Origin of the sequence: Enterobacter dykesii, assembly GCF_008364625.2 — a bacterium.
Taxonomy (GTDB): domain Bacteria; phylum Pseudomonadota; class Gammaproteobacteria; order Enterobacterales; family Enterobacteriaceae; genus Enterobacter; species Enterobacter dykesii.
The window spans coordinates 1,543,547-1,568,101 of sequence record NZ_CP126604.1 but is presented as its reverse complement, the minus strand read 5'-3'; the positions used below and the strand labels follow the sequence as shown (position 1 = coordinate 1,568,101).

26 protein-coding genes and 2 tRNA genes are annotated in these 24,555 nt (G+C 54.8%); 18 read left to right on the top strand and 10 right to left on the bottom strand.

Features of this window, described 5'->3' with window-relative positions; genetic code table 11:
- The first annotated feature begins 36 nt into the window (after window positions 1–36).
- Window positions 37–894: an AraC family transcriptional regulator gene (locus F0320_RS07345; RefSeq protein ID WP_126328178.1), complete on the top strand. Its 858-nt coding sequence runs from the start codon at window positions 37–39 to the stop codon at window positions 892–894.
- 78 nt (window positions 895–972) lie between these two features.
- Here the strand turns inward: F0320_RS07345 and F0320_RS07340 are convergent.
- Window positions 973–1,060 (bottom strand) — tRNA-Ser (locus F0320_RS07340).
- 277 nt (window positions 1,061–1,337) lie between these two features.
- On the opposite strand from F0320_RS07340, the gene F0320_RS07335 reads away from it, so the two are divergent.
- The 6 genes from F0320_RS07335 (at window position 1,338) to F0320_RS07310 (ending at window position 6,478) form a co-directional block, all read left to right on the top strand.
- Window positions 1,338–2,474 (top strand): D-alanyl-lipoteichoic acid biosynthesis protein DltD, encoded by a 1,137-nt coding sequence (locus F0320_RS07335; protein WP_149323894.1) that lies wholly within the window; start codon window positions 1,338–1,340, stop codon window positions 2,472–2,474.
- Window positions 2,471–2,593: a hypothetical protein gene (locus tag F0320_RS07330; RefSeq protein WP_023335174.1), complete on the top strand. Its 123-nt coding sequence runs from the start codon at window positions 2,471–2,473 to the stop codon at window positions 2,591–2,593. Before F0320_RS07335 ends, F0320_RS07330 begins: the two co-directional genes overlap by 4 nt.
- 9 nt (window positions 2,594–2,602) lie before the next feature.
- Window positions 2,603–3,721: an MBOAT family O-acyltransferase gene (locus F0320_RS07325; protein ID WP_047652820.1), complete on the top strand. Its 1,119-nt coding sequence runs from the start codon at window positions 2,603–2,605 to the stop codon at window positions 3,719–3,721.
- Window positions 3,718–5,151: an AMP-binding protein gene (locus F0320_RS07320; protein WP_126328177.1), complete on the top strand. Its 1,434-nt coding sequence runs from the start codon at window positions 3,718–3,720 to the stop codon at window positions 5,149–5,151. The genes F0320_RS07325 and F0320_RS07320 overlap by 4 nt, the downstream gene beginning before the upstream one ends.
- A gap of 17 nt (window positions 5,152–5,168) precedes the next feature.
- Complete coding sequence (locus F0320_RS07315; RefSeq protein ID WP_008499867.1) at window positions 5,169–5,387, top strand: acyl carrier protein; 219 nt, start codon at window positions 5,169–5,171, stop codon at window positions 5,385–5,387.
- 254 nt (window positions 5,388–5,641) lie between these two features.
- The gene (locus tag F0320_RS07310) at window positions 5,642–6,478 is read left to right on the top strand and encodes an alpha/beta fold hydrolase (protein WP_126328176.1); all 837 of its coding nucleotides are present in this window, start codon (window positions 5,642–5,644) and stop codon (window positions 6,476–6,478) included.
- 66 nt (window positions 6,479–6,544) lie between these two features.
- On the opposite strand, the gene F0320_RS07305 is transcribed toward F0320_RS07310, so the two are convergent.
- Window positions 6,545–6,632 (bottom strand) — tRNA-Ser (locus tag F0320_RS07305).
- Between the two features lie 130 nt (window positions 6,633–6,762).
- Window positions 6,763–8,391, bottom strand: a complete 1,629-nt coding sequence (locus F0320_RS07300; protein ID WP_126328175.1) for an ABC transporter substrate-binding protein — start codon at window positions 8,389–8,391, stop codon at window positions 6,763–6,765.
- Between the two features lie 269 nt (window positions 8,392–8,660).
- Here F0320_RS07300 and yccA point away from each other — a divergent pair, with 269 nt between their 5' ends.
- Entirely contained in the window at window positions 8,661–9,320 is a 660-nt protein-coding gene (gene yccA, locus F0320_RS07295; RefSeq protein ID WP_023311042.1) for an FtsH protease modulator YccA, read from the top strand.
- A gap of 54 nt (window positions 9,321–9,374) precedes the next feature.
- Here yccA and F0320_RS07290 read toward each other — a convergent pair whose 3' ends face one another.
- Window positions 9,375–9,851: a hypothetical protein gene (locus F0320_RS07290; protein ID WP_126328174.1), complete on the bottom strand. Its 477-nt coding sequence runs from the start codon at window positions 9,849–9,851 to the stop codon at window positions 9,375–9,377.
- The gene (locus F0320_RS07285) at window positions 9,848–10,603 is read right to left on the bottom strand and encodes a winged helix-turn-helix domain-containing protein (protein WP_126328173.1); all 756 of its coding nucleotides are present in this window, start codon (window positions 10,601–10,603) and stop codon (window positions 9,848–9,850) included. Before F0320_RS07285 ends, F0320_RS07290 begins: the two co-directional genes overlap by 4 nt.
- Window positions 10,604–10,936: 333 nt before the next feature.
- Here F0320_RS07285 and F0320_RS07280 point away from each other — a divergent pair, with 333 nt between their 5' ends.
- The 6 genes from F0320_RS07280 (at window position 10,937) to tusE (ending at window position 17,148) form a co-directional block, all read left to right on the top strand.
- The gene (locus tag F0320_RS07280; RefSeq protein ID WP_233443226.1) at window positions 10,937–11,656 is read left to right on the top strand and encodes a fimbrial protein; all 720 of its coding nucleotides are present in this window, start codon (window positions 10,937–10,939) and stop codon (window positions 11,654–11,656) included.
- A 75-nt stretch (window positions 11,657–11,731) separates the two neighbouring features.
- Entirely contained in the window at window positions 11,732–12,238 is a 507-nt protein-coding gene (locus tag F0320_RS07275; RefSeq protein WP_021240847.1) for a CS1 type fimbrial major subunit, read from the top strand.
- A 72-nt stretch (window positions 12,239–12,310) separates the two neighbouring features.
- On the top strand, window positions 12,311–15,028 hold the full coding sequence (locus tag F0320_RS07270) for a TcfC E-set like domain-containing protein (protein ID WP_126328171.1): 2,718 nt from the start codon (window positions 12,311–12,313) through the stop codon (window positions 15,026–15,028).
- A 1-nt stretch (window position 15,029) separates the two neighbouring features.
- Window positions 15,030–16,187 carry a CfaE/CblD family pilus tip adhesin gene (locus F0320_RS07265; RefSeq protein ID WP_149323881.1) on the top strand — a complete coding sequence of 386 codons (1,158 nt, stop codon included), beginning with the start codon at window positions 15,030–15,032 and terminating at the stop codon, window positions 16,185–16,187.
- A 10-nt stretch (window positions 16,188–16,197) separates the two neighbouring features.
- Window positions 16,198–16,749 carry a LuxR C-terminal-related transcriptional regulator gene (locus F0320_RS07260; RefSeq protein WP_126328169.1) on the top strand — a complete coding sequence of 184 codons (552 nt, stop codon included), beginning with the start codon at window positions 16,198–16,200 and terminating at the stop codon, window positions 16,747–16,749.
- Window positions 16,750–16,818: 69 nt separating this feature from the next.
- Window positions 16,819–17,148, top strand: a complete 330-nt coding sequence (gene tusE / locus F0320_RS07255; protein ID WP_008499913.1) for a sulfurtransferase TusE — start codon at window positions 16,819–16,821, stop codon at window positions 17,146–17,148.
- Here the strand turns inward: tusE and yccX are convergent.
- Genes yccX through F0320_RS07240 form a run of 3 tightly spaced genes read right to left on the bottom strand, consistent with a single transcriptional unit; the run spans window position 17,145 to window position 18,794 of the window.
- A complete protein-coding gene (yccX, locus tag F0320_RS07250; protein WP_033145129.1) occupies window positions 17,145–17,426 on the bottom strand; it encodes an acylphosphatase in 282 nt (93 codons plus the stop codon). The two genes, tusE and yccX, sit on opposite strands and share 4 nt — an antisense overlap.
- An 11-nt stretch (window positions 17,427–17,437) precedes the next feature.
- Window positions 17,438–18,226 (bottom strand): AraC family transcriptional regulator, encoded by a 789-nt coding sequence (locus F0320_RS07245; protein ID WP_126328168.1) that lies wholly within the window; start codon window positions 18,224–18,226, stop codon window positions 17,438–17,440.
- A gap of 10 nt (window positions 18,227–18,236) precedes the next feature.
- A complete protein-coding gene (locus tag F0320_RS07240; RefSeq protein ID WP_126328167.1) occupies window positions 18,237–18,794 on the bottom strand; it encodes a kinase inhibitor in 558 nt (185 codons plus the stop codon).
- Window positions 18,795–18,967: 173 nt separating this feature from the next.
- Here F0320_RS07240 and rlmI point away from each other — a divergent pair, with 173 nt between their 5' ends.
- Both rlmI and hspQ read left to right on the top strand, forming a co-directional pair.
- Window positions 18,968–20,158 carry a 23S rRNA (cytosine(1962)-C(5))-methyltransferase RlmI gene (rlmI, locus tag F0320_RS07235; protein ID WP_047652832.1) on the top strand — a complete coding sequence of 397 codons (1,191 nt, stop codon included), beginning with the start codon at window positions 18,968–18,970 and terminating at the stop codon, window positions 20,156–20,158.
- A gap of 60 nt (window positions 20,159–20,218) precedes the next feature.
- Window positions 20,219–20,536: a heat shock protein HspQ gene (hspQ, locus tag F0320_RS07230; RefSeq protein ID WP_008499919.1), complete on the top strand. Its 318-nt coding sequence runs from the start codon at window positions 20,219–20,221 to the stop codon at window positions 20,534–20,536.
- A 38-nt stretch (window positions 20,537–20,574) separates the two neighbouring features.
- Here hspQ and F0320_RS07225 read toward each other — a convergent pair whose 3' ends face one another.
- Entirely contained in the window at window positions 20,575–20,988 is a 414-nt protein-coding gene (locus F0320_RS07225) for a CoA-binding protein (protein WP_008499920.1), read from the bottom strand.
- A 173-nt stretch (window positions 20,989–21,161) separates the two neighbouring features.
- On the opposite strand from F0320_RS07225, the gene csgI reads away from it, so the two are divergent.
- Complete coding sequence (csgI, locus tag F0320_RS07220) at window positions 21,162–21,824, top strand: curli synthesis inhibitor (protein WP_033145125.1); 663 nt, start codon at window positions 21,162–21,164, stop codon at window positions 21,822–21,824.
- Between the two features lie 80 nt (window positions 21,825–21,904).
- Entirely contained in the window at window positions 21,905–22,363 is a 459-nt protein-coding gene (gene mgsA, locus F0320_RS07215) for a methylglyoxal synthase (RefSeq protein ID WP_033145124.1), read from the top strand.
- 58 nt (window positions 22,364–22,421) lie between these two features.
- Here the strand turns inward: mgsA and helD are convergent, their stop codons facing one another.
- Window positions 22,422–24,476: a DNA helicase IV gene (gene helD, locus F0320_RS07210; protein ID WP_149323882.1), complete on the bottom strand. Its 2,055-nt coding sequence runs from the start codon at window positions 24,474–24,476 to the stop codon at window positions 22,422–22,424.
- Between the last annotated feature and the right edge of the window lie 79 nt (window positions 24,477–24,555).

The window sequence follows — 24,555 nt, the reverse complement described above, 5'->3', positions numbered from 1 at the left end:
GGCCTAAGAATTTAAATCTGTTGTTCTGGAGGTAATATGGGTGAAACGCAACTGCTGGAACGCATTACGCTCGATCGGCAGGCCATTTCATTTAACCGCTTGAACGCCACCAGCGCGATGTACTACCACTGGCATCAATGCGTTGAATTGCTCTATATTTCCAGCGGCTACGGCATCGTGGTGGTGGATAATCAGCACTACACCGCCCGTCCGGGGCGATTGTTTATCTTCCCGCCCTTCCGTTTGCACAAAGTGCAGGTCGATCATAGCGATAAGAACCCTTATCACCGCACGACCATGCACATTGAACAATCGGTCGTCGACAGCGCGCTCGGCGCCTTTCCGCGCCATCAGGCCCGGTTCGCCGCGCTGGCCGCCAGCAATCTGGCGGCGCAGGTTTACGATCTCAGCGAGCACGCGGCGTTTATCGAGAGGATCCTTGAAGAGTTTCAGCGCCTGGAGGGCTACGAGCAGACCGAGGCCTGCGAGGTGGCATTTCTGGTGATGCAGCTCATGACGTTTCTGCCCGAGCAGCCGCAGCCCTACCCGCCGCGCCAGCAGACAGTCGCCTCGCGGATTATGAGCTGGGTCGAAGCCCACTATGCCAGCAAGTTTTCGCTCGACCAGCTAGCCCACGACCTGGGGCTTTCGCGCAGCTATACCTCACGAATTTTCCGCCAGCAGACCGGCGGTACCCTCCATGAATATTTGCTGACCCGGCGAATAAAAAGCAGCTGCGAGCTGTTACGGTACGGCGATGAGCCTGTTGACGCCATTGCTCTGGCAGTCGGGTTTAGCGAGGTGACCTATTTCATTACCTGCTTTAAAAAGATGATGCGTCAGACGCCACTGCAGTATCGGCGCAGTATCCGCTGCACCAGGATTCCCCGTTAAGAAATTTTTAACCAATCAAAAGGAGGGGATTCTGTGCATAAAAAAACCCAGGTCGCATAACGACCTGGGTTTCGAATTTGGCGGAAGCGTAGAGATTCGAACTCTAGAACCCTTTCGGGTCGCCGGTTTTCAAGACCGGTGCCTTCAACCGCTCGGCCACGCTTCCAAAGTGAGGCGCACTATAAACATCTATTAGCCCCTTGTAAAGCAGGAATTTTTCTATTTTGACCTGCCGGCGTTTGACTGCGCAAAAATCACCCATACGCTGCTCTCACGTCACTCAGCTCGACCTTGTACATACCGTAACATAGCAACGCTCATCCTTTTAAATCGCTCTGGTATAGAATGCCTCAAAAATAGAAGGTCATTTGTTGTGTAATTGTTATAAATCTGAATTCCCGCAGATTTTAGACATTACTGCCATGCAGTGTTACGGGTTGATGATGAAAATCAAAAATACGCTTTGCTTACATATCCTGATGGCGACCCTGGCCATTTTGTTCCTTTGTGTTCACCCGCTGGTGACGAGCTTCAATCCGCCCCTCACCTTCCAGCCGCTGATTAAATCAATGGCGGGCACGCCTAAAGAACAGGCGGAAAAAATTGCGACTATTTCCCATGCCTTAGAAGGGAATGCTATTTTCTTCATTGGCGCGTCTGAGGTTGCCACCTCAGAGGATGAACATTACGCCGTATATAATTACTTTAATAAGCAATTGCACAAACCCGTCGTGGCGTATGGCGATGCGTTCGTCGATGATGAAACGCAATTTTTACTGTTCTCACGTTTTAAAAATAGCCTTAACGCAAACAGTAAAGTTGTTTTACTTTTGGCTCCTGACAGTTTTTACTCAAAAGGACTGCCACCGGCTATCTATGCCGATAATTTCCCGGGCTCTATTTTTAATCCTTTGATGAAGGATCCGCAGGCGCGCCCGCTGCTGGTTAATTATTTAAAGCATATTGATAGTAAAGAAATAAGCCATTTAACCTTTGGCCAAATGCGGGTCTTTGGCTGGCACCCCGATCTGATGTGGGACGAGCTGAGCTTCCAGTTTGCCAACGTCTGCACCCTGATAAAAAACGACTGGCTGGCGCTGCTCAACGTCACGCCCCAGACGGTACATCCCTGGCCGCAGCAGCCAACCACCCACGTTGCCCCCGACTGGGATAAAGAGCTGGCGAATGCGCGCGAGTTAAATAAAAAACGCCAGCAGAGCCCGGCTACGCTGTGGATGGACAAAACGATTTACGAAGAGGACGGTTCGCGGCAACAGTGGGATGACACGCCGGTCGTGCCTGCGCAAATCGCCGCGTTCAGTAAAACCGTCCAGCTGCTAAAAGAACGTCACGTGCAGGTGATTGCTATCGTCGACCCGGTTAATCCCTGGGCGCTTTACAATACCGATACCTTCCGCCCGGTGGATAAGCAAATTAAAACCATTCTGGAAAAGAACCAGATCCCTTATTTAGATATGTACGCCATGCCTTATCAGAATGGCTGGAACTGGGATCGTTTGCACCCTTCCGAACTGGCCTGGGTTCCTATGATTCGCTTTATTGCACAGAGTTTTAAATGATGAAAATCGCGATCCGTCTTTTTTTTCTTTATCTCCTGCTGGCGATCACCATCGTCGCGTGGACCTCTGTCGATGACAGCATGAGTATGCAGCTGCATTTTGAATATCAAAAGTTCTGAGGCCGAATGATGTACAGCTCAGGGATGTTTTTTGTTTATTTGTTTTCATCCGCGCTGGCGTTTGCGCTGGTTAATCGCATATTACGCCATCGTCTGACCTGGTTATCTGCGCTATCGGTGCTGACGGCGCTGGGATGGGGATATATATTTCAGGGCGATTATATTGTCCCCGCCGCCGTTTTTTTCAGCTTTTATGTTTTTGCCACGCTAAAAGAGAAGGGATGGTTAAAAACGTGGCAGGCGGTCGTTCTGACATTATTGCCGCTGCTGCTGGTGAAATTACATTTAAATAACCACTGGGGCATGATCGGCCTCTCTTTTATGACGTTCCGCGCGCTGGACGTACTGCTCTATCGCAGTAAAAAAGAAGGTCAGAATTTCCTGCACTATTTCTGTTATCTGTTTATGCCCTTTATTATCCTGGCCGGCCCAATGTACCGCTGGCGGACATGGATGAGTGACGTCAGCAAGCCCGTATTTGCCCTTAACCGTGAACAGTTTTTAGTCGCGTTAGAGCAAATCATTACCGGGATTGTCCAGAAGTTCCTGTTTGCCATGCTGATTGATTCGCTTGTCGTGCAGCCCTGGAGCCATAAGCCGTTTACGCTGACCGTGGGCGTGGTGATGTCGATTGCCTACAGCGCCTACCTGTACTTTGATTTTGCGGGCTACAGCAATATGGCCATCGGCGCAGGCCGCCTGTTTGGGCTCAACATTCCGGCAAACTTTAACATGCCGCTTCTGGCAAAGAACCCACAGGATTTCTGGCGCCGCTTCCACATCAGCCTGTCTGAATGGCTGCGCGATGTGGTCTTTATGCCCGTTTATATGAACCTGATGAAGTTCAACTTTTTCCGTCAGAACAAAACGCTGGCGCAAAATATCGGTATTTTTTGCACCTTATTCTGCATGGGGGCATGGAATGGTCTGGAACGCCATTACGTCATCAGCGGCGCGCTGTTTGGCGCGATTTCCGTCGCTCACAACATGCTGCTGTGGTCAGCCAAACGCAGCCCGGCATTGCACCGCGGCTTGCAGTATCCGGCCGTTGCGTTTTTAGGGCGAATTCTGACGCTGGGAAGCGCCGCGGGATCCCTTTACATCTTTAGTGGAATGTCACCTCTATGAAAAATCACTCCGATCTTCAGGAACTGCAGGATTTCTTACGTGCGGCATTATGCGATCCCGCCTCCCCGCAGCAGCTGGCCATCAGCGGCAGCGACGAAGCCTTAAGCTGGCTGCAGCTTTCCGCTGCCGTGACGGACTGGGCGCAGCGCTATCAGCGCTGCCAGCCTGTTGCCGGTACGCCGGTCGTATTGTACGGACACCAGCAGGCCGAATTCGCGGTGGCGATTTATAGCTGCCTGCTGCACAACATTCCGTACATCCCGGTGGACTGCATCTATCCGCAGGAGCGCCTGCGGGAGATCTGCCATCTGGCCAGCGCCCCTTACTATTACGACGTCGCGACCCGGCAGTTTATCGCCACCGGCGAAGCGGGCAAGGTGCTGGAGGAGCAGGATCTGGCCTACATCATGTTTACTTCAGGCAGTACCGGTAAACCTAAAGGCGTGCAGATTGGGCGTGAAAGCGTCTGGCACTTCATGAAATGGGTCAGCCAGGACTTTTCACTGCCGGAAAAACCGGTCCTGATGAACCACGCGGTATTCAGCTTTGACCTCTCCCTGATCCCTTTGCTGGCCAATCTGGCGATGGGCGGGCACATCGTGCTGAACGCCAAAGAGGACATTCAGAAAGAGAACTGGCTGGAACGACTGAAAAGCAGCGCGGTCTCCGCCTGGGTTTCGACCCCCTCTTTTGCATACCAGCAGCTGCTTTCCCCGCAGTTCAACAGCGAGTATTTGCCAGCGCTGAGCGTCTTTATCTTCATTGGTGAAGTGTTAAATAAGGCGCTGGTTAAACAGCTCCGCCGCCGCTTCCCGCAGGCCAAAATCATTAACTCCTATGGCCCTACGGAAGCGACGATTGCGACGACCGTGGTTGAAATCACGGATGAGATCCTGAACAGCGACAGCGCCGTGCTGCCGGTCGGAGTCATGATGCCTGAGAGCAAAATGGAAATTTCCGCCGACGGCGAGCTGATTATCTGGGGTAAAAACGTCATGCGCGGCTATCTCGGCCTGCCGCAGGAGAACGCGGCGAAATTACTCCGTCGTGAAGATGAAGCGTTTCGCGGCTACCGGACCGGCGATCTGGGCTATGAAGCGGGGCTGATTTACTGCCAGGGCCGCAACGACAGCCAGGTCAAACTGAACGGTTACCGTATCGAAATCAACGAGATCGAGAACCGCCTGCTGGCGATGTCAGGCATTAACGAAGCGGTGGTCCTGCCGCTGATGAAATCCTGCGGCAGCGTGCTGCGCATTGCCGCGTTCTGCGTGACGGATATGGCGCCGGACACCATCAAAATATCGCTGTCGAAGGTGGTACCGCACTATATGGTGCCTTCACAAATTATCGTAAAAGACGCTTTGCCGCTGAATCCTAATGGCAAAATTGACCGCAAGCTGCTGGACGCTTACGCCCGCACAAATTAATGACTCCAGGAAAAATTATGGAACAAGAAATTCTCGCCCTGTTCGAAAAAGTGTTATCCCGTAAGGTGGGCTTTCACGATGAACTGATTGAATCCGACATTCTCGACTCCATCCTGGCGGTCGATATGGTGCTGGAAGTGCAGGACGTTTACGGCTGCATGATCCCGCCAACTGACGTGGCGACGGTGCTGAAAACCCCGGCGGACCTGGCTCGCTATATTGAAGAAAACCGCTAAACGCCCCTGCTGTTAATGCTGCCCTGAAGGCTCTGGAGGATCTCGCCAGAGCCTTCATTCGTTCTCCCTCTGCCGCCTGAACGCTGTTCCGCACCCTTTCACAGGAATGAAACCGACTGCTTTTACTATTTCTCCTACACTTTAGGAGTACTGTCGGTACGGGAAACAGAAAAAAGCCAACTTAATTAAGGCATTAATGATTCGCTGAGCGCTCAGCCGGGGAACGTTTTGCCTTTAACAGAGGAGTCTGCGGTATGGCATTCGTAACAACGAAAGACGGCGTCAATATTTACTACAAAGACTGGGGCCCAAAAGAGGCTCAACCCATTGTTTTCCACCACGGCTGGCCGCTAAGTGCCGATGACTGGGATAACCAGATGCTCTTCTTCCTCGCAGAAGGCTATCGCGTTATCGCTATCGATCGTCGTGGTCACGGGCGTTCGGACCAGGTGAGTGAAGGGCACGATATGGATCATTATGCGGCCGACGCGTCAGCCGTGGTAGAAAGCCTGGATCTGCGCAATGCCGTGCACGTCGGTCACTCCACCGGCGGCGGCCAGGTCGCCCGCTATGTTGCGCAGTATGGGCAACCGCAGGGGCGCGTCGCCAAAGCGGTGCTCGTCAGCGCCGTGCCGCCGCTGATGGTCAAAACGGACAGTAATCCCGGCGGAACGCCCATCGATGTTTTCGACGGCTTCCGCAAAGCGCTGGCGGCTAACCGCGCCCAGTTTTACCTCGACGTCGCCAGCGGTCCTTTCTACGGTTTTAACCGTGAGGGAGCAGAGGTTTCACAGGGTACGATTCAGAACTGGTGGCGTCAGGGCATGATCGGCAGCGCCAAGGCCCACTATGAGGGGATTAAGGCGTTTTCTGAAACCGATCAGACGGAGGATTTAAAAACCATCACGGTTCCCGTTCTGGTGATGCAGGGCGACGACGATCAGGTCGTGCCGTATAAGAATGCTGCCCTGCTGCAGGACAAGCTGCTGGCGAACAGCGTACTGAAAATTTATCCGGGCTTCCCGCACGGGATGCATACCACGCACGCGGATACCATCAACGCGGACATCCTGGCCTTTATCCGCTCATAAACGTCAGGTTTGAGATTCACGTAAAAAGAAAAACCCCAGGTTCACGAGTAACCTGGGGTTTATATCTGGCGGAAGCGCAGAGATTCGAACTCTGGAACCCTTTCGGGTCGCCGGTTTTCAAGACCGGTGCCTTCAACCGCTCGGCCACACTTCCTGAGTGAGGCGAACTATAAACACCTCACCGCGTGCTGTAAAGAGTGGCTGCACTCGTTCGCTGTAAAAATAGTCAAAACGTGTTTAATCGGTTGAACTGACGACACATCGACGATTTTATCAGCACAGGCCTAGTGTTTTTTGATGTACATGTCTTTCGTGAAATAGTACCCCAGCTTATCCGGCGTAAATCCGCCCACCCACGGTTTCACCAGGTGCGTACGCACGTAGTGATAAACCGGAATGGCCGGCACATCGCGTCCCAGCAGATCTTCCGCCTGCTGGTAGTACTTACCCCGCTCTTCCGCTGATTTGGCTTTCGCGGCATCGATCAGCGCCCGATCGTAGTCCGGATTGCTGTACTGGCTGGTGTTTTCGCTGTCGCCCGTGCGGAAGTTGTTCAGGAAGGTCGCCGCATCGTCGTAATCGGCAATCCACGCGTACCGCACCGCGTCAAAGTTGTGGGTGTGCATGGTATCCAGCATGGTTTTCCACTCCTGGTTTTGCAGCTTTGCCTCCACGCCAAGGTTTTTCTTCCACATGGAGCTGGCCGCAATCGCGATGCGCTGGTGCGATTCAGAGGTGTTGTAGAGCAGGTTAAAGCTCAGAGGATGGCTGGCGTTATATCCGGCCTCGTTCAGCAGCTTTTTCGCCTCCGCGATGCGCTTGTCCAGCGGCCAGCTGGCGTAATCCGGGTTCTGTAGCTTCACGCCGCCAATATCCGGCTGGCTGATGAGCCACGCCGGCCGCTGCCCCTGCCCTAATACTTTTCCGGCAATGATGTCTTTATCCAGCGCCATGTTCAGCGCCTTACGCACGCGCGCGTCGTTGAACGGCGGTCGGGTGGTATTGAATTCGTAGTAATAGGTCGCCAGCTGAGGTGAAACGTCCAGTTCGCTGCCCAGGGTTTTCTTGAGCTGGGCAAACTGGTTAATCGGCACCGTGTACACGATGTCAATTTCGCCCGCCTTATAGCGGTTCACATCCGAGGCCTCGGAGGTGATGGGCAGGTAGGTGACCTTGTTAATCACGGTATGCGCGTTATCCCAGTAGCGCGGGTTGCGCTCCGCCACGATGCGTTCGTTGACCACCCACTGCGACAGCTTATACGCCCCGCTGCTGACGAAATGTTCCGGTTTGGTCCACTTATCGCCGAAACGGCCAATCAGCACTTTATCCACCGGCACCAGCGACGGGTGCGCCAGCATCGCGAGGAACGCCGCGTTTGGCTGCGTGAGCGTCACTTCCAGCGTGGTGTCGTTAATCGCTTTTACGCCCAGCGTATCGGGCGCTTTTTTCCCCTGGGCGATATCGGCCGCGTTGGCGATATGCATATTGCCCGGATAGCTGGCATACGGCGAAGCCGTTTTCGGATCGATCAGGCGCTGCCAGCTCCAGACTACATCCTCTGCGGTGATCGCCGTGCCGTCGCTCCAGGTGATGCCCGGGCGCAAATGGAACGTCCAGACGGTGTTGTCTTTGTTCTCCCATTTTTCCGCCAGTCGGGGTTGGACTTCTCCTGTCGGGGAAACGCCCACCAGCCCTTCGAATAAATCACTGATAATATTGAATTCGACATCGCTTTCGACTTTATGCGGGTCGAGCGAAGCCGGTTCACTGCCGTTGTTTCTGACCAGTTCCTGTTTGTCGGCCAGCGCGGTTCCTGCCGGCACGTTAGCCGCCCAGGCTGCCGTGCTGGCGCACAGGATCCCGGCGGTGAGTAAAGAGAGCGTAAAGTTCGTGCGTGTTTGTGGTTTCATTTCCTTCGCCTTATTGTCTGTTTTATGACGATCCGGAAATAACTCTTAGCGCCCGAACGGTAATAACGCAATATTTTTCAGTAACCTATAAGAGCTTGATCTGGTAAATTGTCGCAAACCGCTGTTCATACTGGCGAAACGGATTTCTGCAGAAGAAATAACCACCTCCGGCGCTAACGTGCTGAGTAAAGATGGGTAAAACCACTTTGAGACTGGCGTGCCGTTTCCTATTCTTTCCACTAATTACATCTGTCATAAGAGAGTGACTCATGGATCGTATAATTACTTCTTCACGCGACCGCACATCGCTACTCAGCACCCACAAGGTGCTGCGCAATACCTATTTCATGCTCAGCCTGACGCTGGCATTTTCAGCGATCACCGCAACCGCCAGCACCGTGCTGATGCTGCCGTCTCCGGGGCTGATCCTGACGCTGGTGGGTATGTATGGTCTGATGTTCCTGACCTACAAAACCGCTGACAAGCCCGTTGGTATTCTGTCCGCGTTTGCCTTCACCGGCTTCCTGGGCTACATCCTGGGGCCGATGCTGAATGCGTATCTGTCTGCCGGTATGGGTGACCTTATCGGCTTGGCGCTGGGCGGTACCGCGCTGGTGTTCTTCTGCTGCTCGGCCTACGTGCTGACCACGCGTAAGGACATGTCCTTCCTCGGCGGTATGCTGATGGCGGGTGTCGTGGTGGTGCTGGTGGGCATGGTGGCAAACATCTTCCTGCAGCTGCCTGCCCTGCATCTGGCAATCAGCGCCGTGTTTATTCTGATTTCTTCCGGCGCGATCCTGTTTGAAACCAGCAACATCATTCGCGGCGGTGAGACGAACTATATCCGCGCCACCGTGAGCCTGTACGTGTCGCTGTACAACATCTTCGTCAGCCTGTTGAGCATCCTGGGCTTCGCCAGCCGCGATTAAGCACAACGGATACGAAAAAGGAGAATGCCTCTGGCATTCTCCTTTTTTTATGCCCTACTCACCCCGGCAAATATAGGTGGGATAACGCCGGTCCTGAATCAGCCACACGGAAGGCGCGAGCTCAGAGATCGTCAGATAGTACCGTGCGGTCGGATTGGCGAAGCTACCCCACTGAGCATCAGGCGTATTGTCATTGTGCCGACGCCAGGTTTTGGTGTAGCTCAATACAATCACGTTATCATCGTCCCGCTGCTGCCAGGTAAAGTCCACATCCCTGTCAACGATCAAACATTGCCCGCCAGCTATTGCCGCCCCTTTATAGGTGGTCAACCCGGTCCCGTCCCGATGGAAAAAGAACTGGGCAACGGTATTGACCTTTACTTCACTGGGTTTTCCCTCATTGCGCGTGAAATTAAATTCAGTGCTGCAGGCCAGCACATCCTTTTTACCCACGCTGCCGGAAAAGTAAAAAAATGCCAGCGAACAACCAACCAGGACACCGCCCACGCCAAAAAGAAGTTTTATTTTCATTTTTGTGCCCCGCTTTTATAACGTATGGTTTTACACAGGCTGGTTTGGCTGACCGGACAGGCACCAATAAACACCTCATCTGCAGCGGAAATAGTAAAACGGGCGCTGAAATAATAAATGTCGTACGCCTCACGTTCGCACGCCACATTATTAGCCTCCAGCCGCTCCGCTAATTTCGATAGCACCAGCGGTCGTCCGTGATCGTTGACAATCCAGATGCTGCAAAGCGCGATTTTTTCCTTAACCGGCTTGAGTTTCGCCTGAATGAAAATCCCCTGCTGTCGGCTAAAGTAGAGACTCGTCCCCAGCGCAGCGACGATCAATACGGCCACAATCGCCCATTTTTTCATGGAGCCGCGTTGAGGCTTTACTTCTTGCGGTGCGAACGAAGGCTGCGGATCGACGGATGGAGTTTTCTCTCCGGGCTGAAAAATCACCTCAGCATCAAAACGAAATCCGTAACGGGGCACGGTCACGATAAATTCGTGCCCCTCTCCCAGAGACTGGAAGCTTTTACGTAATTCGCTAACCGCTTTATTGAGATTATTTCCTGAGGGCGTAAAGCCAAATTCCTCCCACACGCGAGTGATTAATTCCTCCCGACTCAGGTCGCATCCTTTGTGTTTTATAAATTCCTGCAAAAGCCGCACGGCTGGGGCCGAAAGCGTTAATACAGATTCTGGTTGTCCAACAAGACTTATTGAATGTGCTTCAGGATCGAATAACAACGAATTATTGCATATAAAAAACATCTTTTATTCTCGGCTGTTACCGCATGCTTTTTTAATCCCTGGTACATCGACATGAAAACCGCCTCCTGACCTGCTTATTTTTTCGTCAGAAGGAATTTTCTTCCTATCCCTGGTCGCGGTATTTTCGCTTAACTATACAACCTTAAAGCCAGAAAAGCAGGATAAAAACCTGTATTTAACGAGTTAATTAATACAAATTTTCACAAACCGCTGTTCTGGTTAAAGTTTCCCTGCCCTGAAGCAATACGAAAGCAGACGGTGTCCTGGTGTTAACGCGCCGCCGATGAACTCAGAGCAGGCAGACTGAATGTGAAACAGAAAAATAGAGTGAACATGACAACCGCCTTTTATGTCGCCGCGCTGTCATTGCCATTTTTCTCAGAAATGGCAATGGCCAATATGAGCGTGTACCCGATGGAACTGAATGTGGACAGGTCCGGTGCGGCGCAAATTAAGGTAGCGTCGAAAACGGATGATATTCAGTTCATTCGGGTGAGGCAAAAGAAAATTCTTAATCCCGGCACCGCCCAGGAAAAAGAGGTTGATGTGGCCTCGTGGAAAGAAGGCGGCGTTGTTGTCACGCCCGAAAAATTTGCCCTCGCGGCAGGCGCAATGCGCGTCGTTCGTCTGGTATCGCTTACGCCACCGGAAAAAGAGACCACCTGGCGCGTCTATTTTGAAGGAGTAAAGCAGCCTGACAGCATTATTCCGGGCAAGGCAGAAAGCCCGGCTGCGACGGCGACATTGGGCGTCAATGTGATCTGGGGCGCCCTGATCCACCTCGCCCCGGAAAAAAGTGTGGTTTCACTCTCGATAGACCCTCGCAGGGGCACGTTAAAAAACAACGGTACGCTGCGCGTGCCGCTGAGAGAGATCGGTATTTGTGACGCAGATTCGGCGTGTAAATGGATTAAAGAAGACGCGACGATTTATCCGGACACCGAACGGAAATTAAAAACGCTCACAAAGACACAAGGCCAGAAATATAAATTCCGCTACTTCAACTGGGTGAATAAAACCGCTGAAGAAGCTGATTTACCCGTCGTGCAATAACACGACGTTACCGTAAAGACCCCAAAGGGTTTGTTTAAAGAGCCAGGGTGCTCATTTGTAAATATGGAGATATCAATGCGTAAGTACTTTAAACCTCTGATGATTGTTGCCGCGATGACCACGTCCGTTAGCGCGCTGGCGATCCAAAAAGATATTACCGTCAACGCCAGCGTTGATTCACAGCTCGATATGACCCAGGCCGATAACACGCCGCTGCCGGCAAGCATCGATATGCAGTACCTGCCTGGCCGCGGTCTTGAAAGCTATCGCCTGAATACCAAGGTGTGGTCTAACTCCGCCACCAGCAATGTGAAAGTTCGTCTGGTGAGCGCCGCGAAGCTGGCAAATGCCGACGGCGCTGAGACCATCCCAATGACGGTGAAGCTGGGCGATAAAACCCTCTCTACCGCCGATGTGGAATATACCGGTACTGAACTGTTCCCGGGGAGCATCGAAAACGGTTCAGCGGTACTGCCGCTCACCATTTCTCAGACCACCAAAGGCATTTTGAAAACCGGTCAGTACAGCGGCGTTGTCAGCCTAATGCTGACGCAGGCGACGACCACGGAAGGCGGTGCGTAACACCACAGCACCTAAGGAATAACGTCAGAGGGTGCCCACCCTCTGACGTCAGGATGATGTCGAGGCTCGTTCATGGCGTTTCACAGAAATACTCTCCTCTTTGTTGCTTTGTTACCCGCATCCATCCAACTCGCCTGCGCCGGGATGGCCGTCCCGGCAGGTTTTGAAGATCTGGCGAAAACGCAGCGCCTGTGGACAGAGGTCAACCTCTACGGCGAGTCGCTTGGACTTTTTGAAACGGATATCACGCTTGAAACGGTCAGTTTTGTCGCACCTGAAACCGTTGTGGCGGCCATCAAACGCCGGTTTAACGACGACCCTGCTCTCGTTGGCACCGTGTCTGCCGCGCTGGCCGTTCCGCTTGAACGTAACGGCAACCTGGCCTGCAGCAGCAACGGCTCCGCAGCGGGCTGCGATTACATTGATACCGACCGCACGGCCATTATCTATGACGAGAATAACGCCCGTATTAGCCTGTTTTTGGACAAGAAATATCTGCCTAAAGCCACCGCGGAAAATAAGTGGTATCAGCCCACGCAGAACACCGAAAATGCGCTGATCCATCAGCAGAATATTAACTTCGTTGCCGACAGGGACTATCAGTCAGCCACCGTACAGGGCAATGGCGCGCTGGCGCTTACCCAGGACGGCTATGTTAACCTCGACTGGACCTGGCTGGGACAGCGTTCACGGCGCCAGCAGCAACAGGAAATCACCGTCAACAACGCCTGGTTCCGCCAGGATATCTTGCGTCAGTACTATGTCCAGCTGGGCGAGATGGATACCCGCGATCTGTTCAGTAATGCCGGCGGGAATATCAACCTCAGCCAGCTGCCGCTGGGCAAAATTCGTGGTCTGCGCACGGGTTCAACACGGGCATGGATTAACCCGGTTCAGCAGACAAAGGGAACACCTGTCACCGTGCTGCTTTCCCATGACGCGCGTATCGACGCCCGCCGTGGCAATCAGCTGCTTGCCAGCTTTTACCTGAATGCCGGGGCGCAAACCCTCGACACGCGATCGTTTCCGGACGGGAGCTACACCGTCACGCTGTCTGTCTATGAAAATAACCGGCTGACGCGTACCGAGCAGGTGCCGTTTACCCGAACCGGCATTACGCCATTTGACCGCGTCGAGTGGTTCCTGCAGGCGGGTGAAACCGACAATAGCGATCAAAATGAAGAACGTCGCGCGGTTGCGCAGGCGGGCGTACGCCTGCCCGTCACCCCGACCCTGGCGCTGACCAGCGGAGCAACGATAAAGAAAAACCAGCGTTTCCTGGAAAATGCGCTCGACTGGAGCCGGGGCTTCAACGCGGGCCCGATCGACGGCGTGCTGAGTACCCGGTTTAGCTACCTTTACGGCAGCGAAGGCCAGCGCGGCAATATTCAGCAAATCAGCTACAACGACGGTTTTTCACTGAGCCTCTATCGCAACGCGCTATCAGCGGAAAACTGCAATACCCGAAGCGCGGGGTTTGACGCCGTGAACGGCTGTTATCGCACCCTCTCGGTGATGTTTTCCGTCCCGGTCGGTGCCTGGTATGCGAGCCTCGGATATTCGGATAACCGCAACGAAGGACGGTACGTTTCACGCCGGGAGCTGCCGGACAGTGACGATCGCCACGATGCGGGGTTGCCGTGGGAATCGGTCTATATGACCCGCTCGCGCTCGCGCGCATGGCAGGGAGGCCTGAGCAATGCCTTTAGCACCCGAGGCCTGAACATTAACAGCAGCATTAACCTGTTCATGCGTAACGATGACGCCCGCGACGGCAGGGACAAAGGCGGCTACCTGAGCGTGAGCCTTTCCATGGCGCATAGCCGTCAGGGTGATGCGTCGAGCTATACCTCTATGGGCGCGACATGGCAGCACCAGCAGCGTGAAAAAAATCAGCTGAGCTACAACGTGGCGCATAACTGGTACGCCGATGCACGCGGCGAAAACGAGTATGGTCTGAGCGCGTCGGGCATTAACAGCGATTCGCTGAATACTTCAGCCTATACGCGACAGGGCGGGCGTTATGGCAACGGCAGCCTGACCGTCAGTGACGCCTGGGATCGTCAGGACAGGCGCCATACGCTGAGCAGCAGCGGCAACTACGGCTCGACCCTTGCGCTGTCGCGTTCTGGCCTGTGGCTGGGCCGCTGGGGCGACGGTCGTCCTGCTTCCGCCGTCGCGGTTAACGTTGCCACACCGGAAGATACCCAGGCTCCGAGCGTTGCCGTGTCGCTGGATAACAGCGGGAGCGCAGACATTCCGGGCAATAGCCGCGCCCTCTTCGCAGTGCCGGGCTACCAGCAGACAACGTTGACGATTAACGAATCGCTGGATGTATCCCGGGGGGCCAGCAGTGAGATCACGCAAGGTTCAGGCAGCAGAACGCTGTTTATGGTGCCTGGCAAACTGCTGCGTCGGGACGTGCAAACCACCGCAAGCTACACCTGGCTCGGCCAGTTAACCGACGAGCGTCATTCGCCGTTTATCGGCGGCGTGCCGCTGAACGTTAACGGCTGGAGCGATCTCGGCAACGGCGGATTCAGCGCCCAGAGCGATGCCCTGCTGCATAACCTCTACCTGGTGCGCCAGCAGCAGTTCTATCAGTGCGAACTCAACGTGAAAAGTATGCGCGACGTGGTGCGCTATGTCGGTTCCATTCCTTGCCGGGAATTAACCTTCTCCGCCCTGCCGGATGCCGTCCAGCAGCAGGCGCAGCTGATGCTCGCCGGACGATCGGTACCTACCGGTCCGACTGCCATGAACGCTGACAACCTCACTAAAGGGAAATGATGTGATTAAGTGCTTCTTTATTTTACTGTTCTTAAGCCTGTGGACAGGCCAGACGCTGGCGGGCGCCCCTGCGGGACGAAACACCAGCGTTGGGATCAGCTTCGATCGCACGGCACCGCCTGCGCGTTTCGATATCTGGTTTCATGAATCGGGCGGCTTTGACGCCGCCGACCCGCAAAAGTGGGGACGTAATACCCTGACCTGTCAGTCCCGGACTGACGCCACGTACGGGGCCTGCATGAACTCTCCGGTCTGGTTCTCGGGTAACCCGGCCGCGCCCTATGCCATCAATTTACGTTTCACGCATGCCCTCACCAGCAAGACGGTGGATATCAAGGTGTATGGCGATCACTACATGTTTATCAACAATAAAGTGTTTACCTTTGCCAGCTTTGTGACAGGGGGAACGGCCACAATCGCTGACTGGAACAGAGAGCCGTATTTTGATTTCTATATTGTGAAAAGCGAACTGGATAAGCTCGCCCTGCCGGGGATCTGGACCGCAACGCTGAAGCAGAACCTGCGTCAATGGGGGAGCGCCGACTGTGGCGGAAACTTCAATGACGTAAACGTCGGATGCCCTGGCTACCTCACCATCGCCAGGTGGCAGGCAAACATTCGCATTGAGGTGGTCGATCCGGGTAATCAGCAGATTTATCTGCCGGCATTTCCGCACTCGACGCCCATCGTTAACCTCAACCTGACCAACTTCCCGGGGCGGCCGGGAGGTAGTGAGATCCAGGGTGAAAACTCGCTGGATATGTGCCTGTACGACGGCAAAAACAGCACCAGCACCCGCGCCTATCTTCGCTTTGAGGATGACGGACTCCCCTCAGCGGATCGTGCCGAAGGCGCGTTTTCTATCAGGCGACGCGGCGGTAGCCAGACCGATGCGCGGGATCGTCTCGATTACCGGGTCTCCGTCACCAACCCAATAACAGGCGCAACCGAAGCCGTCGCGAACGGTAAAACCCTGGTCTGGCAAGGCACAAACGATCCGCAGTATCTGCGTCAGGTCGTGCTGCCCGGCGGACGCGAGAGCGTACTGTGCATCCCTGCCCCTATTATCCTGAAAACCCCCGCGTTTGCCGCCAGCAGCAAAAACGCGGGCGACTATACCGGCACGCTGCGCGTTATCTATACGCCCAGCACGTTATAACGAGGTCACCGTGAGTTACGCTATTCTCGACAATAATCGATTTTACGCCGAAGGGTTGCGCTACGCGCTGCTGCGTCGGGGCGTTCAGCCAGAGGTCCAAAGCGACACCGTGCAATGGCAGCCAGCGCTGCTTACCCGCCGTGTGGTTGTCGTACGCTGTCGTTTTTCCGTGGCCGCTACGCATCAGGCACTGATTAACATTTTGCTCAGACTGGAAGCCGCCCGCTGGCAAGGCAGCCTGTATCTGGTCTGCAATGAAAAGGGGTGGGCGCTGGCGACGCACTTACGCAAGCGTTTCAGTACGTTAACCCTTTATATTATCGACGACAGAATCGCCGTTGCCGATGCGGCATATTTGCTGGCAAAAGAGCCTCGCCGCGTCCGAAGTCTTGACTGCTGTCTTACCGGCCTTGAATTCAACGTGCTCGATCTGATGCTTACCGGGTTGCCGGTACGCCACATAGCCATCGTGACGCGTATGTCTGAGAAACAGGTTTCGACCCATAAATGCAACGCACTGAAAAAGCTTAATGCCAACAATCTGCTGCAGCTACTCCTGTAGGGCACGGCTTATCCTGCGGCGGCTTTTTTGCTACACTGTCGCCGTTTTTTTCACAGACGACAGAAGATTATGTTCATTTTTGCAGGCCAGGAAATTGAGACCGATAGCGAAGGCTATCTGAAAGATACGACGCTATGGAGCGAGCCGCTGGCGGAGAAAATTGCGGAAAACGAAGGGATTACCCTCTCCCCCGAACACTGGGAAGTGGTGCGTTTTGTTCGCGAGTTCTATCTTGAATTCAACACCTCTCCGGCGATCCGCATGCTGGTTAAAGCCATGGCCAATAAGTTCGGCGAAGAGAAAGGCAACAGCCGCTATCTGTATCGTCTGTTCCCGAAAGGCCCGGCAAAACAGGCCACCAAAATTGCCGGCCTGCCTAAGCCGGTGAAGTGTATTTAATAGCGAATACCGAAGTTTACGTATTCTCGCCCGGGTTGATGCGGTTCCGTTAAGACCTTATCAACCCGCGCGCTGCGCGGCCCGCCCGCTTTCAGCCACGCCACCAGCTTGTCGACCTGCTCCGCTTCGCCGCAGGCGACCACCTCAACGCTGCCGTCATCCCTATTTCGCGCGTATCCCGTTAGCCCAAGCTCAACCGCTTCGCGCTGGGTGCTGTAGCGGAACCCGACGCCCTGAACAACGCCGTGAACCCAGGCAATGGTGCAGACTTTTGACATTTTTCTTCTCCTTAACGTAGCGTTTTCGGCAAACAGCCATAGTGCTGCCGAAAACGGGCGGTGAAACGAGAGCTGGAAAGATACCCACATTGTAATGCGATTTCGCCAATTGGTAATCGGGTTGACTGTAGCTGTGACAAAGCAACGGCCATCCTCACCTCCTCCACGATCTGGCGAAAACTCTGCGACTCTTCACGTAAGCGTCTGCGCAACGTCGGTACGCTTAATGCGAGGCGGCTGGCGACGTCCTGGGCGGTCCAGGCTCTGGCGGGCGACAGCATAATGAACTGCCGCACCTGCTCGGTCAGGTTACTGTTTCGCTCAACAAGCAGCGGACCCGCCACGCCATCATGCAGCAGGGCCAGCAAAAGGCCGAAAGCCTGATGCTTTTGTAGCGCCTCCGGTAAATCCTGACGCACGGCGTGCAGCAGATTGTCCCACATAAACGCCAACCCCTCGCTCAGCGGGGCGCAGAGCGAATGCAGCGTCGTGCGCGGCCAGGATTTCAGGTAATGCGCTTTAAACTCGGCGACAATTTCCGGGGATAACATCAGCAAATCCGAGTGAAACAGACCGTTTACAGGCTGATTGATAATCTCCATCGTCGTATTGGCCGGGATAATGATGAGCTCATCCCGTGTCGCCTCCAGGCGGTTATCATCCTGAACAATCACCTTACTGCCGTGAGTGATATGACAAATCGCCGGAAAAAAGAGCTTAACCTGGTGCAGGCGATGCATTTTGCTGGCGGTCACTTCACCCGCGGTAAGATGGTTATGTCGAAAATGAAACTCCTGCACCCTGCCATCCTTATCTGCTGTAGGTTGCTGTTAACTGAGCCTTTGCAAGAACGTGACTATTGAGCATAAAGCCGACCAGCGCGCCGCTGGCATTGCTGTCAACGGGCAGTTTATCCACGTTCAGGGCCCAGACGGTAATCTGATAGCGATGAGGCTTGTCCCCTTCGGGTGGACATGCGCCGCCGAATCCAGAATAGCCGAAATCATTACGCCCCTGCACAACGCCGGCAGGTAATTTCTCGCCGTTCGGGTTACCGGCATCAGCGGGCAGCGTCATTGTCTTCGCCGGAATATTGGCTACGGTCCAGTGCCACCAGCCGCTGCCGGTGGGGGCATCCGGGTCATATACCGTGACGGCAAAACTTTTCGTACCGGCGGGCGGATTTTTCCATGCCAGCTGCGGAGAAATATTCCCACCGTGGCAGCCAAACCCCTCAAATACCTGCTGTTGCGCCAGCCGCTTTTCGCCGGAAATATCCCGGCTGGTGATGCCGAAAGGCGTTGTTGCTAAAACCTGAAAACTCATCGCCGCCAGAGCGGCTATGGCTATCACACTGCGCTTTTTCATGGGTGCTCCCTTTGCTGAACCGGAAGCCCTACTGTAAAGCCTGCTGCAATACCGTAATGTGCCTAAGCGATTTGATTTTGTGCCGAAACGCTCAACGGCATCCGCAGATGATTGCGCCTTGCTGAATGTGGTAATCTACGCGCCATTTCCTGAAATCGACAGAACAGCAAATTATGAGTGTACGTTTAGTGTTAGCCAAAGGGCGCGAGAAATCATTACTGCGCCGTCATCCCTGGGTCTTTTCCGGCGCGGTTGCCCGTATGGAAGGCAAAGCCAGCCTCGGTGAAACCATTGATATCGTTGACCATCAGGGGAAATGGTTAGCGCGAGGCGCCTACTCGCCAGCGTCCCAGATCCGTGCTCGCGTCTGGACGTTTGATAAAGATGAAACCATCGACATCGACTTCTTCGTTCGCCGTCTGCAGCAGGCGCAGCAGTGGCGCGACTGGCTGGCAAAACGCGACGGGCTGGACAGCTACCGCCTGATTGCCGGTGAGTCCGATGGCCTGCCGGGCGTGACCATCGATCGCTTCGGTAACTTCCTGGTGCTGCAGCTCCTGAGCGCCGGAGCGGAATACCAGCGTGCCGCGCTGATCGGCGCGCTGCAAACGCTGTTCCCGGAATGTGCCATTTACGACCGCAGCGATGTGGCGGTGCGCAAAAAAGAAGGCATGGAGCTGACTCAGGGGCCCGTAACGGGCGAACTGCCACCGGCCCTGCTGCCGATTGAAGAGCACGGCATGAAGCTGCTGGTGGATATTCAGGGCGGGCACAAAACGGGTTACTACCTCGACCAGCGCGACAGCCGTCTGGCTACGCGTCAGTACGTTGCCGACAAACGCGTGCTGAACTGCTTCTCCTATACCGGCGGTTTTGCCGTTTCGGCGCTGATGGGTGGCTGTGCCCAGGTGGTGAGCGTGGACACGTCACAGGAAGCGCTGGACGTGGCGAAACAGAACGTCGAGCTCAACAAGCTGGACTTGAGCAAAGCGGAGTTTGTCCGCGATGACGTCTTCAAGCTGCTGCGTAAATATCGCGATCAGGGCGAGAAGTTCGACGTCATCGTGATGGATCCGCCGAAGTTTGTGGAAAACAAAAGCCAGCTGATGGGCGCGTGCCGTGGGTATAAAGATATCAACATGCTGGCTATCCAGCTGCTGAACCCGGGCGGAGTTCTGCTCACCTTCTCCTGCTCCGGCCTGATGACCACAGATTTATTTCAGAAAATCATCGCCGATGCCGCAATAGATGCTGGCCGTGATGTACAATTTATAGAGCAGTTCCGTCAGGCAGCCGATCACCCCGTGATTGCTACCTACCCGGAAGGACTGTATCTGAAAGGGTTTGCCTGTCGCGTCATGTAACTTGAAAAGAGAAATATTGCCCGCACATAACGTGTAAGTCGTATTTCCCGGGAGGTGACTATGATTGCCAGCAAATTCGGTATCGGCCAGCAGGTCCGCCACACTTTGCTAGGGTATTTGGGTGTGGTCGTGGATATCGACCCGGAGTATTCCCTTGATGAACCGTCAGCAGACGAGCTGGCGGTGAACGCAGAGCTTCGCGCCGCGCCCTGGTACCATGTGGTAATGGAAGGTGATGATGGACAACCCGTTCACACCTATCTGGCCGAAGCGCAGCTGAGTAGCGAGCTGCAGGAAGAGCATCCGGAGCAACCCACAATGGATGAGCTTGCTCAGACTATCCGCAAACAGTTACAGGCTCCGCGCCTGCGGAACTAAGCGTGTAAAAAAAGCCCGATGAACGGGCTTTTTTTTTATTACTTCGCCAGCCCCAGACGGGGGATATCGATCGCCGGACAGCGGTCCATGACGACGTTCAATCCCGCATCCCGCGCCAGCACGGCGGCCTGCTCGTTAATCACGCCCAGCTGCATCCACAGCGTTTTCGCCCCTACGGCAATAGCGTCCTGCGCCACTTCCCACGCCGCCTCGGAATTGCGGAAGACATCGACCATATCAATTTTTTCCGGCACGTCGGCGAGCGTGGCGTAACCCTGCTGACCCAGTAAGGTTTTCCCCGCCACTTTTGGCGAGACCGGGATAACGTGATAGCCCTGATCGAGAAGGTATTTCATCACCCGATAGCTTGGACGATCGGGTTTATCGCTCGCGCCCACCAGCGCAATAGTACGCGTGGATGTCAGAATCTCGGCAATATCGTTCTCTTTCATGGTTTTTCTCCTGGCTTTTTTAAAAGTGTACGCCAAACCGCACATCTCAACCATCCATCCCATACAGATGCATGAGGGCAAAACGGCGAAATATGTCTATATGTTAGTAAACGTGATTATCGAAAAATTTAGATACATTAATGCGGCGACAGGATTTCTGACGGGAGCCTTCTATGAAAACCGGTATTGCCACTGCCCTGATTGCGTTAGTGATGCCGGTCTGCGTTTTTGCTACCACGCTCCGGCTCTCTACCGACATAGATCTTCTTGTACTGGACGGAAAAAAGGTCTCCAGCTCTTTATTGCGCGGTGCAGACAGCATCGAGCTGGATAACGGGCCTCATCAGCTGGTCTTCCGGGTAGAAAAGTCGATCGGTCTGGCGAATCACGAGCAACGCATGTACATCTCCCCGCCGCTAATCGTCAGCTTTAATACCCGGCAAATCAGTCAGGTGAACATCACCCTGCCTCGCCTTGAAACGGAGAAGGAATCTGCGGCCTTCGACGCTTCACCCCGCGTTGAACTGCTGGACGGGAATGCGATGCCTATTCCGGTGAAGCTGGATATTCTGGCGTTAACGACCTCGCCGAAAGGCCCGGATTACGAGGCAGCGACCCAGACCTATAACAAAGCGGGAAAACGCGCATCGCTTCCGCAGTTTGCCACCATGATGGCGGACGACAGTACGCTTTTATCCGGCGTCTCTGAACTGGACGTTATTCCTCCCCAATCCCAAACCCTGACGGAACAGCGCCTTAAATTCTGGTTCCAGCAGGCCGATCCCGACACGCGGGCCCGTTTTTTACAGTGGGCAAAACAACAACCTTCATCATAAGCCACATTTTTTACGCCTTTCTCTTGCAGCGTCAGACGGTTCCCGTCATCGTGTAGGCAGTTAACCTGATGGATATGATTATGGAACTGACAACACGCACGCTGCCTGAGCGCAAACACATTGCTCTTGTGGCGCACGATCACTGTAAACAAATGCTGCTTAACTGGGTTCGCCGCCATCAGCCTTCGCTGGAAAAGCACGCCCTGTCGGCAACCGGCACAACCGGTAACCTGATCCAGCGCGAAACGGGTCTGCAGGTGAATGCCATGCTGAGCGGCCCGATGGGCGGCGATCAGCAGGTCGGCGCGCAGATCTCCGAAGGGAAAATTGATGTGCTGATCTTCTTCTGGGACCCGCTGAACGCGGTTCCGCACGATCCGGATGTCAAAGCGCTGCTGCGTCTGGCGACGGTGTGGAATATTCCGGTGGCGACAAACCTGTCGACGGCGGATTTCATCATCGAGTCGCCGCAGTTTAACTCGCCGGTTGATATCCTTATTCCGGACTATCAGCGTTATCTTTCCGACAGACTGAAGTAGCTTTTTTGCCGGGTGGCGGCGACGCCTTACCCGGCCTACCCATCCTTGCCCGGCGGCGTTATGGCTTCCGCGCCACCGGTACATCAATATTCTTCAGGATATCGACAAACACGGATGGCTCCTCTTTATTGAACAGCAGCCACACGCGATGCCGCGCGCGGGTGATAGCCACATACAGCAAACGCCGCTCTTCGGCATCCGGGAAGTCTTCCGGCACCGGCAGCAGGGCCTCTTCCATCACCGACTCGCGGGCCGGGGCCGGGAAACCGTCGCTCCCCTCTTTCAGCCCCACCACAATCACATAGTCAGCCTGCTGCCCTTTGCTGGCGTGAATGGTCATAAATTCAAGCTGCAGTTTCGGCCAGCGGGTGGCGGCTTTTTCCAGCGCCGCGGGCTTAAGATGATGGTAGCGCGCCAGCACCAGAATACGTTCATCGGGCTTCGCGTAGCCGCTGAGCTTGTCCAGCAGCGGTTCCAGCTGGTCATCCGCCAGCAGGGTGACCGCTTTTTTATCCCCAGGGCGCAGGCTATTGAGCGGCTTGGCCAGCTGATGCGGGTTCTGCTGGATAAAGCGGTTGGCGATCTCACCAATGCGTGAATTGAAGCGGTAGGTGGTGTCCAGATCGCTGCGATCCCCTTCGCCAAAATAGTGGTGGAACGCGGTCGTCAGGGAGAGCTGCGCCCCGCTGAAGCGATAGATGGCCTGCCAGTCGTCCCCTACCGCAAACAGCGAGGTATGTTTATTTTGCGCCCGTAGCGCCGAGAGCAATGCAGCACGCTGCGGTGAGATATCCTGGAACTCATCCACCAGAATATGTTTCCACGGACTGACAAAACGTCCCTTCTCAAGAATGATGATGGCCTGATGGATTAAACCGGAGAAATCGACGGCATTTTCCTCTTTCAGCGCGGTTTTCCAGGCTTTCAGCAGCGGAGCCATCAGCTTGACCCGCTTCGAAAACAGATCGCGGATCGCCTCCGGCGCGCTTTCAATCATCTCTGCCTGCGATCCACCGTGCATTCGCATCAGGCTGACCCAGCGGTCAAGTCGCGTACCCAGCCGACGCGCCAGTTTGTCATCCTGCCAGAAGCTGCCCTCTGGCACCTCCCAACTGAGCTCCTCTTCCAGCCACTGACGCCACCCTTTCGCCTGCGCCTTTTTCTCGCTGCACTGCTGGCGCCACGTTTTGATGAACAGCGCCTGACGCGCCTGCGCGTCGTTTTCCAGCTTACTGATGGAAGGCACTTTTTTACTGCCCTGCTGAATAATATGCAGCGCAAGGGCATGGAAGGTTCTGGCCGTGATGTCCCGGGTGTGCAGGCGCTCCTGGATGCGTTCGTCCATCTCCTGAGCAGCCTTACGGCCAAAGGCCAGAAGCAGAATTTGATCGGCTACCGCTTCCCCGGTCGTCAGCAGCCAGCCGGCACGCGCCACCAGCACCGACGTTTTACCGCTACCGGCCCCCGCCAGCACCAGCAGCGACTGCTCGCCGTTGACCACCGCGCGCGCCTGGGCCGGATTGAGCGGTGAAGATTCCACCGTACTGAAAAAGTCGGCATATTGGGTGAGCATGGCGTCCGTCCACGCCTGGTTATGGGCGAGACGGCTTTTATTCTTATCATTCAGCCAGGCCTGACACTGGCGCCAGGCGTCGCGACAGTTGTCAAATTCGTCGAGACGCGTCACGGAGAGCGGCAGCGCCGAGAGTGCCTGTAGAATCTTTTGCTGCAGCCCGGCAGTCTGCTGACGGGTCAGCCACGCGTGTTGCGCGTTGCTTTGCGCGATATCGTCCAGCACCTGCTGGAGCACCTGGGCGGCAATCACGCTCATATCCTGGCTCCACTGCTGCCAGAGTGCGTTCAGGTGATGATGGAAACGCTGGGTTTCCGCCCACTCAGTGCCATGAAGACGCACGACTTTATCGTCAGGCAGAACGAACTCCAGCTCGCCCCACACCAGCCCGCGTTTACAGTGGATAGCCAGAAGCTGATTAAACGGAATAAGGTATTCGTGGCGTTCCCCGGAGACTTTCACCCCGGCATTAAGGAGAACCACCCTGTCGTAAGGGTGTTGCGCCAGGCGTTTGCCTAACGAGGTTGCTTTCAGTTCCATGTTCCGCCAAATCCACGAAGAGATAATTTACCAGACAGTTTAACTGCCAGTTTTAAGGTGCTCCAGCCTAAAAAAACGT